Genomic DNA, 15,095 nt, shown 5'->3' with positions numbered 1-15,095 from the left:
CCGCGGGGCTTGCTCCGTCCCCGGAACTGGAACCCCTATCGTTGTCCATGCCCGCTCACTCCCGCAGCACTTCGGAATTCGCCCTGCGCCTGCACGACGTCGCGCTCGGCTACGGTGATTTCACCGTGCTGCGCGGCATCTCCATGGATGTCCGGGCCGGACAGGTGGTGGCCATCATGGGCGGATCCGGCTCCGGCAAGACGACGCTGCTGCGCGCGGCCACGGGCCAGATCCAGGCGCAGCGCGGCAAGGTCGTGGTCTTCGGCCAGGACATCGGCCAGGCCGGCGCCGCCGAACTGCAGGCCCTGCGCCAGCGCATGGGCGTGCTGTTCCAGCAGGGCGCGCTGTTCACCGATCTCAACGTCTTCGAAAACGTGGCCTTCCCGCTGCGCGAGCACACGCGCGCCAGCGACGCGGAAGTCGTCGAGCGCGTGCTCGACAAGCTCGACGCCGTGGGCCTGCGGGCGGCCGCTCACCTGAAAGTGTCCGAGATATCGGGCGGCATGGCGCGCCGCGTGGCGCTGGCCCGCGCGGTGGTGCTGGAGCCCGAGCTCATTCTCTATGACGAGCCCTTCGCGGGGCTGGACCCGATCTCGCTGGGCGTCACCGCCCGCCTCATCCGCGACCTGGCGGACCGGCTGGGCTGTGCCTCGGTGCTGATCACCCACGACGTGCATGAGTCTTTCGCCATCGCCGACCAGGTGTATCTGGTGGGCCAGGGCGAGCTCAAGGCCGCCGGCACGCCCGACGTGCTCTCGGCCTCGGGCGACCCCTACGTGCAGCAGTTCCTGCGCGGCGAGCCGGACGGCCCGGTGGCGTTCCACTACCCCGAGACGCCGGCTTTCCGGAAATGGCTGTCGCAACAAGGAGGCAAGGCATGAGCGGCCCCCTCAAGACCATCGGCGCGCTGGGCGGCTGGGCCCGCGCCCAGGTAAGCGGCGTGGGCTACTTCACCCGCTTCTTCGGCGCCATGCTGGCGCGCAGCGGCATTGCGCTGTCGCGGCCCCGCCTGGTGTCGCAGCAGATCCACTTCATCGGCAACTATTCGCTGCTCATCATTGCCGTGTCCGGCATGTTCGTGGGCTTCGTGCTGGGCCTGCAGGGCTATTACACGCTGAACCGCTACGGCTCCGAGGAGGCCCTGGGCCTGCTGGTGGCGCTGTCCCTGGTGCGCGAACTGGGCCCCGTGGTGACGGCGCTGCTCTTCGCGGGCCGGGCGGGCACCTCGCTGACGGCCGAAATCGGCCTGATGAAGGCCGGCGAGCAGCTCGCCGCCATGGAGGTCATGGCCGTGGACCCCATGCGCCGCGTGCTGGTGCCCCGGCTATGGGGCGGCATCGTCGCCATGCCCATCCTGGCCTCGGTGTTCTCCATGGTGGGCATCCTGGGCGGCTGGGTCGTGGGCGTGGCGCTCATCGGCGTGGACGCCGGGGCGTTCTGGTCGCAGATGCAGAATGGCGTGGACGTCTGGAGCGACGTGGCCAACGGCGTCATCAAGAGCCTGGTGTTCGGCGTCACCGTCACGCTGGTGGCGCTCTACGAGGGCTGGCAGGCGCGCCCCACCCCCGAGGGCGTGGCCCGCGCACCACGCGCACCGTGGTGGTGGGCTCGCTGGCGGTGCTGGGCCTGGATTTCCTGCTCACGGCCCTGATGTTTGGAAACTGAAACGGATAACGAATCATGTCACGCGAAAAAACCGATTTCTGGGTGGGCCTGTTCGTGCTGCTGGGCGCGGCCGCCTTGGTGTTCCTGGCTTTGCGCGCCGGCAACCTGAGCAGCTTTTCCTTCGCCCCCACCTACACGCTGACCGCCAACTTCGACAACGTGGGCGGCCTGAAGGTGCGCGCGCCCGTGAAAAGCGCGGGCGTGGTGGTGGGCCGGGTGTCCGGCATCTCCTTCGACGACAAGACCTTCCAGGCCGTGGTGTCGGTCGACCTCGAAAAGGCGTACCAGTTTCCGAAGGACACCTCGGCCGCCATCCTGACCTCCGGCCTGCTGGGCGAGCAATACCTGGGCCTGACCGCCGGCAGCGACGAGGAGAACTTTACCGACGGCGGAAAAATCCGCTATACACAAAGCGCCGTGGTGCTGGAGCAGCTCATCAGCCAGTTCCTGTACGGGTCGGCGGAAAAGTCGGGCACCAGCCAGGGCGGCGGCGCCGATGCCGCGCCCAAGGCCCCCTGAACAACAAGGCCGGACCGCGCCGGCGCGCAGCGACACGAATAAGAAATTACCGATAGGGATCCCCACATCATGAAAATGCAAGCTCTTTCCCGCGTTGCCACTGTCGCCGCAGCCGGCGCGCTGCTGGCCGGCTGCGCCGCGTCCTCGAATCCGGACCCGCGCGATCCCTGGGAAGGCTTCAACCGGGGCGTGTACAAGTTCAACGACACCGTGGACCGTGCGCTGTTCAAGCCCGTGGCCCAGGCCTACACCTACGTCACGCCGCAGCCGGTGCGCACCTGCGTGCACAATATCTTCAACAACGTGGACGACCTCTGGTCGGGCACCAACAGCTTCCTGCAGGGCCGCGGCCACGACTTCATCAACACGCTGGGCCGCTTCCTGTTCAACACCACGATGGGCGTGGGCGGCTGCTTCGACGTGGCCTCGGCCAACGGTGCCCGCAAGATCCCCAACGATTTCGGCACCACGCTGGGCGTCTGGGGCTTCGGCCAGGGCCCCTATCTGGTGCTGCCCTTCTTCGGCGCCTCCACGGTGCGCGACGGCGTGGGCCTGGTGGGCGACTGGCAGGGCCGCGCACACGGCTACATGGGCGTGAGCGCCATCGACAACGTGCCGCTGCGCAACTCGCTGTGGGGCCTCGAGGTGGTGGACACGCGCGCCAGCCTGCTGGACGCGACCGACACGGTGGACCGCGTGGCGCTCGATCCGTACAGCTTCGTGCGCGATGCCTACCTGCAGCGCCGCGCCTCCATGGTGCTGGGCCACAAGACGGACAGCGAATCCACGCTGCCCAACTACGAAGACGACGAGGACGACGCCGCGCCCGCCCCGGGAACCGCGCCCCGAAGACGGAGTCCCCGGAAGCGGGCCTCCCGGAAGCGCCCCCCCCGGTTTCGGCGCCGCGGTAAGCCGGACCGCCGTCCCCCTACGTGAGCAAGGAGCATACCTACATGCGGTTTTCCCCTCTTTCCCTGTTGCAACGGCTGTTCGTCGCCGGCCTGCTGGGCCTGGCCGCCGCCGCGGCCGCCCACTGCCCAAACCCGACCCCAACGCCCGCCCGACAAGTTCGTGCAGGCCGCCGCCGACGAGGCCCTGAACGTGCTCAAGGCCGACGGCGCCGTCAAGGCGGGCAACACCGCCCGCATCAACCAGGTGGTCGATCAGCACATCCTGCCCTACGTCGATTTCATGAAGACCACCCGCCTGGCGGCGGGCCGCTACTGGCGCCAGGCCACCGACCAGCAGAAGCAGGCCCTGGCGACAGCCTTCCGCGGCACCCTGGTGCGCACCTACAGCGGCGCGCTCACGCGCGTGACGGCCGGCACGCAGGTCAAGATGCTGCCGCTGCGCGGCGACCCCAACGCCGACGACGTGGTGGTGCGCACCCTCATCACCCAGGACAACGGCCAGCCGGTGGGCGTGGACTACCGCCTGGAGAAGACCGCCCACGGCTGGAAGATCTACGACATGAACGTCGAAGGCATCTGGCTCATCGAGAACTACCGCAACCAGTTCGCGCAACAGATCAACCAGAACGGCATCGACGGCCTGATCAACGCGCTCAACCAGCGCAACCAGTAAGCACGGGCGCGGCGCGGGAGCCCGCGGCTCCCGCGCCGGCGTTCCGTCCCTGTCCGCGCCGGGGCCATCGGACGGCGAGCCGTACGGCGCTTATATAATGAGCGATTCGCTCTTTTCCGGGCCCTCACTGCCGTCATGTCCGCCGTCAGTCTCGAACACGTCTCCAAGATCTACGCGCCGCGCCGAAGCGGGTGGCAGAAGCTGCTCGGCCGCGCCCCCGGCCCCGGCTTCCAGGCCCTGGACAACGTCAGCCTCGAAATCGGCCACGGCGAATTCTTCGGCCTGCTGGGCCCCAACGGCGCCGGCAAGACCACGCTGATTTCCATCCTGGCCGGGCTGGCGCGCGCCACCTCGGGCCGGGCCAGCGTCTGTGGCTACGACGTCGTGGCCGACTACAAGTCGGCCCGGCGCGCCCTGGGCGTGGTGCCGCAGGAGCTGGTGTACGACCCCTTCTTCACGGTGCGCGAGACGCTGCGCATCCAGTCGGGCTATTTCGGGCTGCGCAAGAACGACGACTGGATCGACGAGATCCTCCACAACCTGGGGCTGGCCGACAAGGCCGACAACAACATGCGCGCACTGTCCGGCGGCATGAAGCGGCGCGTGCTGGTGGCGCAGGCGCTGGTGCACCGCCCGCCGGTCATCGTGCTGGACGAGCCCACGGCGGGCGTGGACGTGGACCTGCGCCGCACGTTGTGGGAGTTCATCTCGCGGCTGAACAAGGCCGGCCACACCATCATGCTCACCACCCACTACCTCGAAGAGGCCGAGGCCCTGTGCGGGCGCATCGCCATGCTCAAGGGCGGCCGCATCGTGGCGCTGGACACCACGCAGGCGCTGCTCGCCCGCGTGGGCGGGGTGGACCTCGAAGACGCCTTCGTCCGCATCATGCACCAGGACGACCTCCCGCCCACCCCCACGCTGCAACCCGAAGAGATTTCCTCATGACGCCCGCCGAAGCTTCCGCCAGCCAGCCGCTGGTGCAGCCCCGCCTGGATGCCGGCTCCGGCTTTCCGACGCTGCTGCGCAAGGAGCTGCTGCGCTTCTGGAAAGTCAGCTTCCAGACCATCGCGGCCCCGGTCATCACGGCGCTGCTCTACCTGCTGGTGTTCCGGCACGTGCTGGAAGGGCGGGTCACGGTGTACGGAACGGTGCCGTACACCGCGTTCCTGATTCCGGGGCTCATGATGATGAGCATGCTGCAGAACGCCTTCGCCAATCCGTCCTCATCGCTCATCCAGAGCCGCATCACCGGCAACCTGGTGTTCGTGCTGCTGCCGCCGCTGTCGCATCGCGACATTTTCGCGGCCTACGTGCTGGCGGCCGTGGCGCGCGGCCTGGCCGTGGGCGTATGCGTGTGGCTGGTGGCGCTGTTCTTCGTGTCGCTGGCGCCGCAGCATCCGCTGTGGGTGCTGGCGTTCGCGGTGCTGGCCTGCGGCATCATGGGCACGCTGGGCCTGATCGCCGGGCTGTGGTCCGAGAAATTCGACCAGCTCGCGGCCTTTCAGAACTTCCTGATCATGCCGGCCACGTTTCTGTCGGGCGTGTTCTATTCCATCCATACCCTGCCGCCGTTCTGGCAGGGCGTGTCGCACTGGAATCCCATTTTCTACACCATCGACGGCTTCCGCTACGGGTTCTTCTCGGTGTCGGACGTCTCCCCATGGCGCAGCCTGGCGGTGGTGAGCGGGGTCTTCCTCGCGCTGTCGCTCTATGCGCTGCGGCTCCTGGCCCGCGGCTACAAACTCAGGAACTGACGTTCATGCTTCCCACTCCCGAGCAAGTCCGCCAATACATCGCGGACGGCCTGCCCTGTGTACACCTCGACGTCCAGGGCGACGGCTCGCACTTCGACGCCGTCATCGTCAGCACGGCTTTCGAGGGCAAGCGGCTCATCGCCCGCCACCAGATGGTCTACGCGGCGCTGGGCGACCGCATGAAAGCCGAAATCCACGCGCTCTCCATGCGCACGCTCACCCCGGCCGAATACGAACAGGCAGGCAAATAATGGACAAACTCCGCATCACCGGCGGCCCCCGCCTGCAAGGCGAAGTCGCCATCTCGGGCGCCAAGAACGCCGCCCTGCCCATTCTCTGCGCCGGCCTGCTGACCGCCGAGCCGGTCACGCTCTCCAACGTGCCGCACCTGAACGACACCGCCACCATGCTGCGCCTGCTGGAGCGCATGGGCGTGCGCGCCGAACGCGCGGCGGACGGCGTGGTCACCGTGCAGGCTGACGGCGTCGACAACCTGGAGGCTCCCTACGAACTGGTCAAGACCATGCGCGCCTCCATCCTGGTGCTGGGCCCGCTGGTGGCGCGCTTCGGCGAGGCCCGCGTAAGCCTGCCGGGCGGCTGCACGATCGGCCAGCGCCCGGTGGACCAGCACATCAAGGGGCTGGCCGCGCTGGGCGCCGAAATCAGCATCGAGCACGGCTTCGTGGTGGCCCGCGCCAGCCGCCTGAAGGGCGCCGTCATCCGTACCGACATGGTCACCGTCACAGGCACCGAAAACCTGCTGATGGCGGCCGTGCTGGCCGAAGGCCGCACCGTGCTCGAGAACGCGGCGCGCGAGCCCGAAGTGGTGGACCTGGCCGAGCTGCTCATCAAGATGGGCGCCCGCATCCAGGGCCACGGCACCGACCGCATCGTGATCGAAGGCGTGGAGCGCCTGCACGGCGCCTCGCACCGCGTGGTGTCCGACCGCATCGAAGCCGGCACCTTCCTGTGCGCGGTGGGCGCCGCGGGCGGCGACATCCTGCTGCGCCACACCGACCCCGCCATCATGGGCGCCACGCTGTCCAAGCTGGCCGAGGCTGGCGTGACCCTCGAAACCGGCCCCGACTGGGTGCGCGGGCGCATGGACGCGCGCCCCAGGGCCGTGGACTTCCGCACCCACGAATACCCCGGCTTCGCCACCGACATGCAGGCCCAGCTCATGGCGCTGAACACCGTGGCCGATGGCGCCTCGGTGGTGGTGGAAACCATCTTCGAAAACCGCTTCATGCACGTGCAGGAGCTGCGCCGCATGGGCGCCGACATCGACATCGACGGCCACACCGCCGTGGTGCGCGGCGTGCCGCGCCTGTCGGGCGCCAAGGTCATGGCCACCGACTGCGCGCCTCGGCCAGCCTGGTCATCGCCGGCTGGCCGCCGAAGGCGAAACCCTGGTCGACCGCATTTACCACCTGGACCGCGGCTACGACCGCATGGAAGTGAAACTGCGCGCCCTGGGCGCCGACATACAACGCGTTAGCGGCAAGGAAACGGCATGAGCGACGCTCCCGTCACGCCCCTCACCCTGGCCCTGTCCAAGGGACGGATCTTCGAAGAAACCATGCCCCTGCTGGCCGAGGCCGGCATCGAAGTGCCCGAGAACCCCGAAAGCTCGCGCAAGCTCATCCTGCCCACCAGCGACCCGGCCCTGCGCCTGATCATCGTGCGCGCCTCCGACGTGCCCACCTACGTGCAGTACGGCGCGGCCGACCTGGGCATCGCCGGCAAGGACGTGCTGATCGAGCACGCGGCGCAGCAGCCCGGCGGGCTGTACCAGCCCATCGACCTGAACATCGCCAAGTGCCGCCTGGCCGTGGCCGCCCGGCAGGGCTTCGACTACGAGGCCGCCGTGCACCAGGGCGCGCGCCTGCGCGTGGCCACCAAGTACGTGCAGTCGGCCCGTGAACACTTCGCGGCCAAGGGTGTGTACGTGGACATCATCAAACTGTATGGTTCGATGGAACTGGCCCCGCTGGTCGGCCTGGCCGACTGCATCGTCGACCTGGTTTCCACCGGCGGCACGCTGCGCGCCAACAACCTGGTCGAAGTCGAGAGCATCATGCCGATTTCCTCCCGGCTCATCGTCAACCAGGCGGCGCTCAAGACCCGCGGCGCCCGTCTGCAACCCCTGCTGGACGCCTTCGAGCGGGCCGCCGCCCGCAACGCCTGACCCCCGTCCCCGCCGCCCGCGCGCGGGCCCTCTGCTAGTACCATGACGCCATGGCTTTCATAAACCGTCTCGACTCCCGCGATCCCGGATTCGCTTCCGCCCTGTCCAAGCTGCTGGCCTTCGAGGCCGCCGAGGACGAATCCATCGACCGCGCCGCCGCCGGCATCCTGGCCGACGTGCGCGCCCGAGGCCGACGCCGCGCTGCTGGAAGACACCCGCCGTTTCGACCGCGTGGACGTTGCCGGCGCCCCGGCCCTCGAAATTCCCCGCGCCGACTGGGAGGCCGCCCTGGCGGCCCTGCCCGCCGCCCAGCGCAACGCCCTGGAGGCGGCGCCGAACACGTGCGCAGCTACCACGAACGCCAGCGCGCCGAAACCTGGACCTACACCGACGCCGAAGGCACGCTGCTGGGCAGCAGGTCACGCCGCTGGACCGCGTGGGCCTGTACGTGCCGGGCGGCAAGGCCGCCTACCCCTCGTCGGTGCTCATGAACGCCATTCCCGCCAAAGTGGCCGGCGTGCGCGAACTGATCATGGTCACCCCCACGCCCGACGGCGCGCGCAACCCCATCGTGCTGGCCGCCGCCGCCATCAGCGGGGTCGACCGCGTTTTCGCCATCGGCGGCGCGCAGGCGGTGGGCGCCCTGGCCTACGGCACCGAAACCATCCCGCAGGTGGACAAGATCGTCGGCCCGGGCAACGCCTACGTGGCGGCCGCCAAGCGCCGCGTCTTCGGCGTGGTGGGCATCGACATGATCGCCGGCCCCAGCGAAATTCTCGTCATCTGCGACGGCAAGACGCCAGCCGACTGGATCGCCATGGACCTGTTCTCGCAGGCCGAGCACGACGAGCTGGCCCAGTCCATCCTGCTCTGTCCCGACGCCGCCTTCATCGAGGAAGTCCAGGCCGCCATGGAGCGCCTGCTGCCCGCCATGCCGCGCGCCGACATCCTGCGCACGAGCCTGGCCAACCGCGGCGCGCTGATCCGGGTGCGCAGCCTCGAAGAAGCCTGCGAGATCGCCAACCAGATCGCCCCCGAGCACCTGGAGATCTCCACCGAGCAACCCGAAACCTGGACCGCGCGCATCCGCCACGCGGGCGCCATCTTCATGGGCCGCTTCAGCTCGGAATCGCTGGGCGACTACTGCGCCGGCCCCAACCACGTGCTGCCCACCTCGCGCACGGCCCGCTTCTCCTCGCCGCTGGGCGTGTACGACTTCCAGAAGCGTTCCAGCCTGATCCAGGTGTCGCACGCGGGCGCCCAGACGCTGGGCCGCATCGCCGCCGAGCTTGCCCTGGGCGAGGGCCTGCAGGCCCACGCCGCCAGCGGCCGCAATACCGGCTGGACCAGGAATGAGCGGCGCCCGGCCGCCCGCGGGCCTCCCGGGCGGCGACGGCCTCGCCGACGCCGTGGCCGNATCGCCGGCCCCGACGGCGGGCGGCTTGCCGCCGGCTTCGCGGGCGACTTCGTCCAGTTCGGCGCGGAACTGCTGCACCGGCTCTTCCAGCGAGGCGCGGGTCTGGTGCAGCGACTGCTGCACGCCCTGCGCGGCGTCTTCCATTTCGCTCTTGAACTTGCGTAATTCGTCGAGTTCGATCTCGCGCTGGATATCGGATTTCACGTCGTTGACGTAACGCTGCGCGCGTCCGAGCAGGTGGCCGACGGTGCGGGCCACCCGGGGCAGGCGTTCGGGGCCGATGACGATCAGGGCGACGACGCCGATCACCATCAGTTCAGTGAGGCTGACATCAAACATGCGGCGACCGCTATGAAGGGAAGGCGGTGAAGGCCCGCCTCAAGGCGGCGGGCCTGCGGATGGCGCGGGGCGGCACGCCCCGCGCGCCTCAGGAATTGGATTTTTCCTTGGCTTGCACGTCGATGGTCTCGCCCGACACGCGTTGCTGGGCGATGGGCTCGGCGGGCTTGTCGTCGTTGGCTTCGCGCATGCCTTCCTTGAAGCCCTTGACGGCGCCGCCCAGGTCGGAGCCGATATTGCGCAGTTTCTTGGTGCCGAAAATCAGCGCCACGATGACCAGAACGACCAACCAATGCCAGATGCTAAAGCTACCCATGACGGTTCTCCGAATTACGCAGTGGGAGCCACGCGCCCTTTCCAGGGACGCGGGCCGCCGATGATGTGGAAATGCAGGTGCGGGACTTCCTGGCCGCCTTCGGCGCCAGAGTTGATCATGATGCGAAATCCGCCATCGGGGCCCGGCGTGCAGCCGTTTTCCGCGGCCAGCCGGGGCGCCAATGTCATCATTCTACCCAACCAGGGGGCGTCCTCCCCCGTAATATCCTGCATGGATGTGACATGACGTCGAGGGATCACCAGCAAGTGCACCGGCGCGGCCGGATTGATGTCATGGAATGCGACGAAGTCTTCGTCCTCGTAGACTTTCCTGGAGGGGATGTCGCCGGCGGCGATCTTGCAGAAGATACAGTTCTCGCTCATTTTCTTGCGGATTCCGGGGTCAGTTTTGCGGGCGGCCGGCCTTTTCCGCCAGGCCGGACAGGCCTTCGCGGCGGGCCAGCTCGGCCAGCACGTCTTCGGGGCGCAGCTTGAAATGCGTGAGGGCCACCAGGCAATGGAACCACAGGTCGGCGGTTTCGCTCACGATGCGGTCGGGCTTGCCGTCCTTGGCGGCCATGACCAGCTCGGTGGCCTCTTCGCCGATCTTCTTCAGGAAGGCATCGGGCCCCTTGGACAGCAGTCTGGCTACGTACGAGGACTGCGGGTCGCCGCCGTTTTCGGGGCGCCGGGTTTCCAGGGTGTCGGCGACACGGGCGAGGATGTCGCTGGCGTGGGATTCGGAAGGCGTCATTTGTAGATGAGTTCGGGGTCTTTGAGCACCGGGTCCACGACCGTCCAGGCGGCGTCGGCGCCCTGGCCGTCCAGCCGGCGGTAGAAGCAGCTCACGCGCCCGGTGTGGCAGGCGATGCCGCCCTCCTGGCGCACTTTCAGCAGGATCACGTCGCCGTCGCAGTCCAGGCGCAGTTCGCTCACGGTCTGCACGTGGCCGGACTCCTCGCCCTTGCGCCACAGGCGCCGGCGCGAGCGCGACCAGTACACGGCGCGGCCGGTGGCGGCCGTCTCGGCCAGCGACTCGCGGTTCATCCAGGCCACCATCAGGATCTGGCCGCTCTCGGCGTCCTGGGCAATGGCGGGAATCAGGCCGTCGTCGTCGAAAGCGACCTCGGCCATCCAGGCGGGTGCGTTGCTCATGTCAGTAGTCCAAAATCTTTCCGGGCCGCACGGCGACGCAAAGGAAAGCAAGTTTCATAATCTTACGGCAATCCCCGCCAACGAACCTGAATCCCGCCTGAGGCGCCCCTCGGGGAGGGAAGCGCCGCAGGCGCTTCCGGGGTGGGCCTTCACATCCGCACAGGAATGCCCCGCGCCGCCATGAAGCGCTTGCACTCGGCCACCGTGTGCTGGCCGAAGTGGAAGATGCTGGCCGCCAGCACCGCGCTGGCGCGGCCGGTGGTCACGCCGTCGGCCAGGTGCTGCAGGCTGCCCACGCCGCCGGAGGCGATGACGGGCACCGGCACGGCGTCGGACACGGCGCGGGTGAGCGCCAGGTCGAAGCCGGACTTGGTGCCGTCGCGGTCCATGCTGGTGAGCAGGATCTCGCCGGCGCCGTAGGCGGCCATGCGGCGCGCCCAGGCCACGGCGTCCAGGCCCGTCGCCTTGCGGCCGCCGTGGGTGAAGACTTCCCAGCGCGCGGGCTCGCCTTCGGCCGACACGCGGCGCGCGTCGATGGCCACGACGATGCACTGCGAGCCGTGGTAATCGGCCGCGGCCCGCACCAGTTCCGGATTGGCCACGGCCGCGCTGTTGATGCTGACTTTGTCCGCCCCCGCATTGAGCAGGCGCTGGATGTCGGAGACCTGGCGCACGCCGCCGCCCACGGTGAGCGGGATGAACACCTGCGAGGCGACCTGCTCGATGATGGGCAGGATGAGGTCGCGGCCGTCGCTGGTGGCGGTGATGTCGAGAAAGGTGAGCTCGTCGGCGCCCTGCTCGTTATAGCGGCGGGCGATTTCGACGGGGTCGCCCGCATCGGTGAGGTTGACGAAGTTCACGCCCTTGACGACGCGTCCGGCGGTGACGTCGAGGCAGGGGATGATGCGGCGGGTCAGCGCGCTGGCTGCGGGCGCGCCGGCCCCGGGGGCACTGCTGGAGAGGGTCATTTTGCCAGTTCGTCGGCGCGTGCCTGCGCCTCTTGGAAGTTGAGCGTGCCTTCGTAGATGCTGCGGCCCAGGATGGCGCCTTCGACACCCTCGTCTTCGACGGCGCACAGCGCCTCGATGTCGGCGATGCCGGCGATGCCGCCGGAGGCGAACACGGGGATGCGCACGTGCTGGGCCAGGCGCACCGTGGCTTCGACGTTGACGCCCGAGAGCATGCCGTCGCGGCCGATGTCGGTGTAGATGATGGCTTCGCAGCCGTAGTCTTCGAACTTCTTGGCCAGGTCCAGCACGTCGTGGCGGGTGAGCTTGCTCCAGCCGTCGGTGGCGATCTTGCCGTCGCGCGCGTCCAGGCCCACGATGATCTGTCCCGGGAAGGCGCCGCAGGCGTCCTGCAGGAAGCCGGGGTTCTTGACCGCGGCGGTGCCGATGATCACGTAGGAGATGCCCGCGTCGAGGTAGCGTTCGATGGTGTCCAGGTCGCGGATGCCGCCGCCGATCTGCACGGGGATTTCGTCGCCCACGGCGTCGAGGATGGCCTTGATGGGCGCTTCGTTCTTGGGCTTGCCGGCGACGGCGCCATTGAGATCGACGAGGTGCAGGCGGCGGGCGCCCTGGTCGAGCCAGCGGGCGGCCATTTCGGCCGGGTCTTCGGAGAACACCGTTGCATCGTCCAGGTCGCCCTGGCGCAGGCGCACACAGCGCCCGTCTTTGAGATCGATGGCGGGGATCAGCAGCATGGTAGCGAAAAATTGGTGGGTTGAATGGGCTGGCGCGCGCGGCCGCGAGGGGCTACGGCTGCCAGTCTACAAAATTGCGATACAGGCGCAAACCGTGCTCGGCGCTCTTTTCGGGGTGGAACTGCACCGCAAAAATGTTAGCTGCCGCCACTGCGCAGGTAAAGGCGACGCCATAATCGCTTTCACCAACGGTCAGGCCCGGATCGGCCGGGTCGGCGTAGTAACTATGGACGAAGTAGAAATGGGTTTCGTCCGGAATGCCTTCCCAGATGGGATGAGAGCGCGTTTGCCGGACTTTGTTCCATCCCATGTGCGGCACCTTCAGACGCTCTTCGCGCACGGGCGCGGCGCCGGCCTGGCCCGCGTCGGCCGCGCAGGCGTCGGTGTCGAGGATGGGATCGGCGAAGCGCGGGCCGCGGAAGCGGCGCACGACGCCGGGAAAGATGCCCAGGCAGGGCGTGTTGCCCTCTTCGCTGGAATCGAACAGCATCTGCTCGCCCACGCACACGCCCAGCAGGGGCTTGCTGCGCGCGGCGCGCACCACGGCCTCGCGCAGGCCGGATTCATTGAGCGTGCGCATGCAGTCCGCCATGGCGCCCTGGCCCGGGAACACCACGCGGTCGGCGGCTTCGATTTCCCGGGGCTGGCTGCAGATGCGGATGTCTGCATCGGGGGCGGCGTACTTGAGCGCGCGTGCGACGGAATGGAAATTGCCCATTCCGTAATCGACGATGGCAATAGTGGTCACTTCGGAATACCTGGTCGCAAGCGGAAAGGCGGCTACAGCACGCCCTTGGTGGAGGGCACGGTGTCGCCCATGCGGGGGTCGACCTCCAGGGCCATGCGCAGCGCGCGGCCACAGGCCTTGAACACCGTCTCGCACTGGTGGTGGGCGTTTTCGCCGCGCAGGTTGTCGATGTGCAGGGTGATGAGGGCGTGGTTGACCAGCCCCTGGAAGAACTCGCGGGCGAGGTCCACGTCGAAATCGCCAATGCGCGCGCGCGTGAACGGGATGTTGTAGTGCAGCCCGGGGCGGCCGGAAAAATCGACCACCACGCGCGAGAGCGCCTCGTCCAGCGGCACGTAGGCGTGGCCGTAGCGCCGCAGGCCGGCCTTGTTGCCCGCCGCCTTGGCGATGGCCATGCCCAGCGTGATGCCGGTGTCTTCCACTGTGTGGTGCGCGTCGATGTGCAGGTCGCCCTCGGCCTTGATGTCGAGGTCGATCAGGCCGTGGCGGGCGATCTGGTCCAGCATGTGGTCCAGGAAGGGCACGCCGGTGTCGATGGTCTGCTTGCCGGTGCCGTCGAGATTGACGGCGACGCGGATGCGGGTTTCGTTGGTGTTGCGGGTGATCTCTGCGGTACGCATGTCGGGACTCGATTAGGCGCTGAGGATGTCTTGCAGGGCCGATAGCAGGGCGGCGTTTTCCGCCGGGGCGCCCACCGAGATGCGCAGGCATCCGGCCAGCAGGGGGTGGGCCCGGGAGAAGTTGCGAACCAGTATTTTGCGCGCTTTCAAGGCAAGATGCACGGCGTTGCCGTCCATCTTGCCGGAAAAGCGGGCGAGAACGAAATTGCCGGCGGACGGGAACACCCTGACGCCGGGCAGGGCCGCCAGGGCCGCGGCCAGGGGCTCGCGGTCGGCGCGCATGCGCGCGGCCTGTTCGTCCAGCGCCGGCTTGTGGCGCAGCACGGCCAGCAGGGCCGCCTGGGCGAGCACGTCCACGTTGTAGGGCGGGCGCACCTTGTCCAGCTCGGCGATCCAGGCCGGATGGCCGGCCAGATAGCCGAAGCGCAGCCCGGCCAGGCCGATCTTGGACACCGTGCGCATCACCACCGTATTGGGGGCGTCGAGCACCCTGCCCATCCAGGTGCGGCCGGCAAAAGGCTGGTAGGCCTCGTCCAGCACCACCAGGCCGGGCGCCTCGCGCACGATCGCGGCGATGTCCTCGTCGGCCCACAGCCCGCCCGTGGGGTTGTTGGGCACGGCCAGGAACACCACCTTGGGCCGGTGCTCGCGGATGGCCGCCAGCATGGCGGGCAGGTCCAGGGACAGGTCTTCGGCGAGCGGCACGCCCACGAAGCGGGCGTGGTCGAAGCGCGCCGCCATGTCGAAGTACACGAAAGAGGGCCAGGGCGACAGCACCGCGTCGCCCGGCTGGCAGCACGCCTGGACGATGAGGTGGATGAGCTCGTCGGAGCCGTTGCCGAAAAGCAGGCCGGCCCCGTCGGGCACGCCGAAGGCGGCGCGCACCGCTGCGCGCAGGGCGGGCTCGCCCGCCGGCGGATAGCGGTTCAGGGCGGCGTCGCGCGCGGCGCGGGCAATGTCCTCGCGCACGGCCTCGGGCAGCGCGTAGGGACATTCCATGGCGTCCAGCTTGATGCAGCCGGCGGAGTCGGCCACGGGGTAGGCGGCCAGCGCGCGGATGTCGGCCCGCACGGTGCCGGCGAT

General features: G+C 68.6%; 17 protein-coding genes and 4 pseudogenes. 11 read left to right on the top strand and 10 right to left on the bottom strand.

All coding sequences use genetic code 11. The features are described 5' to 3' along the window. Positions 1–47 precede the first annotated feature (47 nt). The 11 genes and pseudogenes from AD428_RS17995 (at position 48) to hisD (ending at position 9,069) form a co-directional block, all read left to right on the top strand. Positions 48–881 (top strand): ABC transporter ATP-binding protein, encoded by an 834-nt coding sequence (locus AD428_RS17995; protein ID WP_053245854.1) that lies wholly within the window; start codon positions 48–50, stop codon positions 879–881. Next, positions 878–1,665: pseudogene (gene mlaE / locus AD428_RS17990) on the top strand (lipid asymmetry maintenance ABC transporter permease subunit MlaE). The gene AD428_RS17995 and the pseudogene mlaE overlap by 4 nt, the downstream one beginning before the upstream one ends. A 15-nt stretch (positions 1,666–1,680) precedes the next feature. Next, the gene (gene mlaD / locus AD428_RS17985) at positions 1,681–2,184 is read left to right on the top strand and encodes an outer membrane lipid asymmetry maintenance protein MlaD (RefSeq protein WP_053245848.1); all 504 of its coding nucleotides are present in this window, start codon (positions 1,681–1,683) and stop codon (positions 2,182–2,184) included. A 69-nt stretch (positions 2,185–2,253) separates the two neighbouring features. Continuing rightward, on the top strand, positions 2,254–3,120 hold the full coding sequence (locus AD428_RS17980; RefSeq protein ID WP_082308481.1) for an MlaA family lipoprotein: 867 nt from the start codon (positions 2,254–2,256) through the stop codon (positions 3,118–3,120). A 17-nt stretch (positions 3,121–3,137) separates the two neighbouring features. Further along, positions 3,138–3,768: pseudogene (locus tag AD428_RS17975) on the top strand (MlaC/ttg2D family ABC transporter substrate-binding protein). 135 nt (positions 3,769–3,903) lie between these two features. Further along, positions 3,904–4,716 carry an ABC transporter ATP-binding protein gene (locus AD428_RS17970; protein ID WP_053245846.1) on the top strand — a complete coding sequence of 271 codons (813 nt, stop codon included), beginning with the start codon at positions 3,904–3,906 and terminating at the stop codon, positions 4,714–4,716. After that, complete coding sequence (locus AD428_RS17965; RefSeq protein ID WP_053245845.1) at positions 4,713–5,525, top strand: ABC transporter permease; 813 nt, start codon at positions 4,713–4,715, stop codon at positions 5,523–5,525. The genes AD428_RS17970 and AD428_RS17965 overlap by 4 nt, the downstream gene beginning before the upstream one ends. 5 nt (positions 5,526–5,530) lie before the next feature. Then, positions 5,531–5,776 (top strand): BolA family protein, encoded by a 246-nt coding sequence (locus tag AD428_RS17960; RefSeq protein WP_053245844.1) that lies wholly within the window; start codon positions 5,531–5,533, stop codon positions 5,774–5,776. Beyond that, a pseudogene (murA, locus tag AD428_RS17955) lies at positions 5,776–7,042 on the top strand (UDP-N-acetylglucosamine 1-carboxyvinyltransferase). The gene AD428_RS17960 and the pseudogene murA overlap by 1 nt, the downstream one beginning before the upstream one ends. Next, positions 7,039–7,713: an ATP phosphoribosyltransferase gene (gene hisG / locus AD428_RS17950; protein ID WP_053245842.1), complete on the top strand. Its 675-nt coding sequence runs from the start codon at positions 7,039–7,041 to the stop codon at positions 7,711–7,713. Before murA ends, hisG begins: the two are co-directional and overlap by 4 nt. Before the next feature lie 50 nt (positions 7,714–7,763). Continuing rightward, a pseudogene (hisD, locus tag AD428_RS17945) lies at positions 7,764–9,069 on the top strand (histidinol dehydrogenase). 61 nt (positions 9,070–9,130) lie between these two features. Here the strand turns inward: hisD and tatB are convergent. The 10 genes from tatB to hisC all read right to left on the bottom strand — a co-directional run. Further along, a partial coding sequence (gene tatB, locus AD428_RS25360; RefSeq protein WP_235490805.1) for a Sec-independent protein translocase protein TatB occupies positions 9,131–9,469 on the bottom strand: 339 nt, incomplete at its 3' end. A gap of 88 nt (positions 9,470–9,557) precedes the next feature. Further along, positions 9,558–9,785: a Sec-independent protein translocase subunit TatA gene (gene tatA / locus AD428_RS17940; protein ID WP_053246087.1), complete on the bottom strand. Its 228-nt coding sequence runs from the start codon at positions 9,783–9,785 to the stop codon at positions 9,558–9,560. Positions 9,786–9,799: 14 nt separating this feature from the next. Beyond that, the gene (locus AD428_RS17935; protein WP_053246086.1) at positions 9,800–10,168 is read right to left on the bottom strand and encodes a histidine triad nucleotide-binding protein; all 369 of its coding nucleotides are present in this window, start codon (positions 10,166–10,168) and stop codon (positions 9,800–9,802) included. A 19-nt stretch (positions 10,169–10,187) separates the two neighbouring features. Then, on the bottom strand, positions 10,188–10,538 hold the full coding sequence (locus AD428_RS17930; RefSeq protein WP_053246085.1) for a phosphoribosyl-ATP diphosphatase: 351 nt from the start codon (positions 10,536–10,538) through the stop codon (positions 10,188–10,190). Beyond that, a complete protein-coding gene (hisI, locus tag AD428_RS17925) occupies positions 10,535–10,939 on the bottom strand; it encodes a phosphoribosyl-AMP cyclohydrolase (protein ID WP_053246084.1) in 405 nt (134 codons plus the stop codon). The genes AD428_RS17930 and hisI overlap by 4 nt, the downstream gene beginning before the upstream one ends. A gap of 149 nt (positions 10,940–11,088) precedes the next feature. Next, on the bottom strand, positions 11,089–11,907 hold the full coding sequence (hisF, locus tag AD428_RS17920) for an imidazole glycerol phosphate synthase subunit HisF (RefSeq protein ID WP_053246083.1): 819 nt from the start codon (positions 11,905–11,907) through the stop codon (positions 11,089–11,091). Next, positions 11,904–12,644 carry a 1-(5-phosphoribosyl)-5-[(5-phosphoribosylamino)methylideneamino]imidazole-4-carboxamide isomerase gene (gene hisA, locus AD428_RS17915; RefSeq protein ID WP_053246082.1) on the bottom strand — a complete coding sequence of 247 codons (741 nt, stop codon included), beginning with the start codon at positions 12,642–12,644 and terminating at the stop codon, positions 11,904–11,906. The genes hisF and hisA overlap by 4 nt, the downstream gene beginning before the upstream one ends. Before the next feature lie 52 nt (positions 12,645–12,696). Next, complete coding sequence (hisH, locus tag AD428_RS17910) at positions 12,697–13,392, bottom strand: imidazole glycerol phosphate synthase subunit HisH (RefSeq protein ID WP_053246081.1); 696 nt, start codon at positions 13,390–13,392, stop codon at positions 12,697–12,699. A gap of 32 nt (positions 13,393–13,424) precedes the next feature. Beyond that, positions 13,425–14,012, bottom strand: a complete 588-nt coding sequence (gene hisB / locus AD428_RS17905; protein WP_053246080.1) for an imidazoleglycerol-phosphate dehydratase HisB — start codon at positions 14,010–14,012, stop codon at positions 13,425–13,427. A gap of 12 nt (positions 14,013–14,024) precedes the next feature. Further along, positions 14,025–15,095, bottom strand: a 1,071-nt coding sequence (gene hisC, locus AD428_RS17900) for a histidinol-phosphate transaminase (RefSeq protein ID WP_053246079.1), incomplete at its 5' end; no start/stop codon positions are given.

The organism is Achromobacter sp. DMS1 (assembly GCF_001270295.1).
Note: the sequence above shows the minus strand (reverse complement) of the source record. Positions and strands in the feature narration are given on the sequence as shown.

Coding starts and splice junctions, on each gene's coding strand:
- hisG (WP_053245842.1), top strand. CDS start 7,039: ATGAGCGACGCTCCCGTCACGCCCCTCACCCTGGCCCTGTCCAAGGGA.
- hisF (WP_053246083.1), bottom strand. CDS start 11,907: ATGACCCTCTCCAGCAGTGCCCCCGGGGCCGGCGCGCCCGCAGCCAGC.
- hisI (WP_053246084.1), bottom strand. CDS start 10,939: ATGAGCAACGCACCCGCCTGGATGGCCGAGGTCGCTTTCGACGACGAC.
- hisA (WP_053246082.1), bottom strand. CDS start 12,644: ATGCTGCTGATCCCCGCCATCGATCTCAAAGACGGGCGCTGTGTGCGC.
- AD428_RS17960 (WP_053245844.1), top strand. CDS start 5,531: ATGCTTCCCACTCCCGAGCAAGTCCGCCAATACATCGCGGACGGCCTG.
- AD428_RS17935 (WP_053246086.1), bottom strand. CDS start 10,168: ATGAGCGAGAACTGTATCTTCTGCAAGATCGCCGCCGGCGACATCCCC.
- tatA (WP_053246087.1), bottom strand. CDS start 9,785: ATGGGTAGCTTTAGCATCTGGCATTGGTTGGTCGTTCTGGTCATCGTG.
- AD428_RS17965 (WP_053245845.1), top strand. CDS start 4,713: ATGACGCCCGCCGAAGCTTCCGCCAGCCAGCCGCTGGTGCAGCCCCGC.
- AD428_RS17930 (WP_053246085.1), bottom strand. CDS start 10,538: ATGACGCCTTCCGAATCCCACGCCAGCGACATCCTCGCCCGTGTCGCC.
- AD428_RS17995 (WP_053245854.1), top strand. CDS start 48: ATGCCCGCTCACTCCCGCAGCACTTCGGAATTCGCCCTGCGCCTGCAC.
- hisB (WP_053246080.1), bottom strand. CDS start 14,012: ATGCGTACCGCAGAGATCACCCGCAACACCAACGAAACCCGCATCCGC.
- mlaD (WP_053245848.1), top strand. CDS start 1,681: ATGTCACGCGAAAAAACCGATTTCTGGGTGGGCCTGTTCGTGCTGCTG.
- AD428_RS17980 (WP_082308481.1), top strand. CDS start 2,254: ATGAAAATGCAAGCTCTTTCCCGCGTTGCCACTGTCGCCGCAGCCGGC.
- AD428_RS17970 (WP_053245846.1), top strand. CDS start 3,904: ATGTCCGCCGTCAGTCTCGAACACGTCTCCAAGATCTACGCGCCGCGC.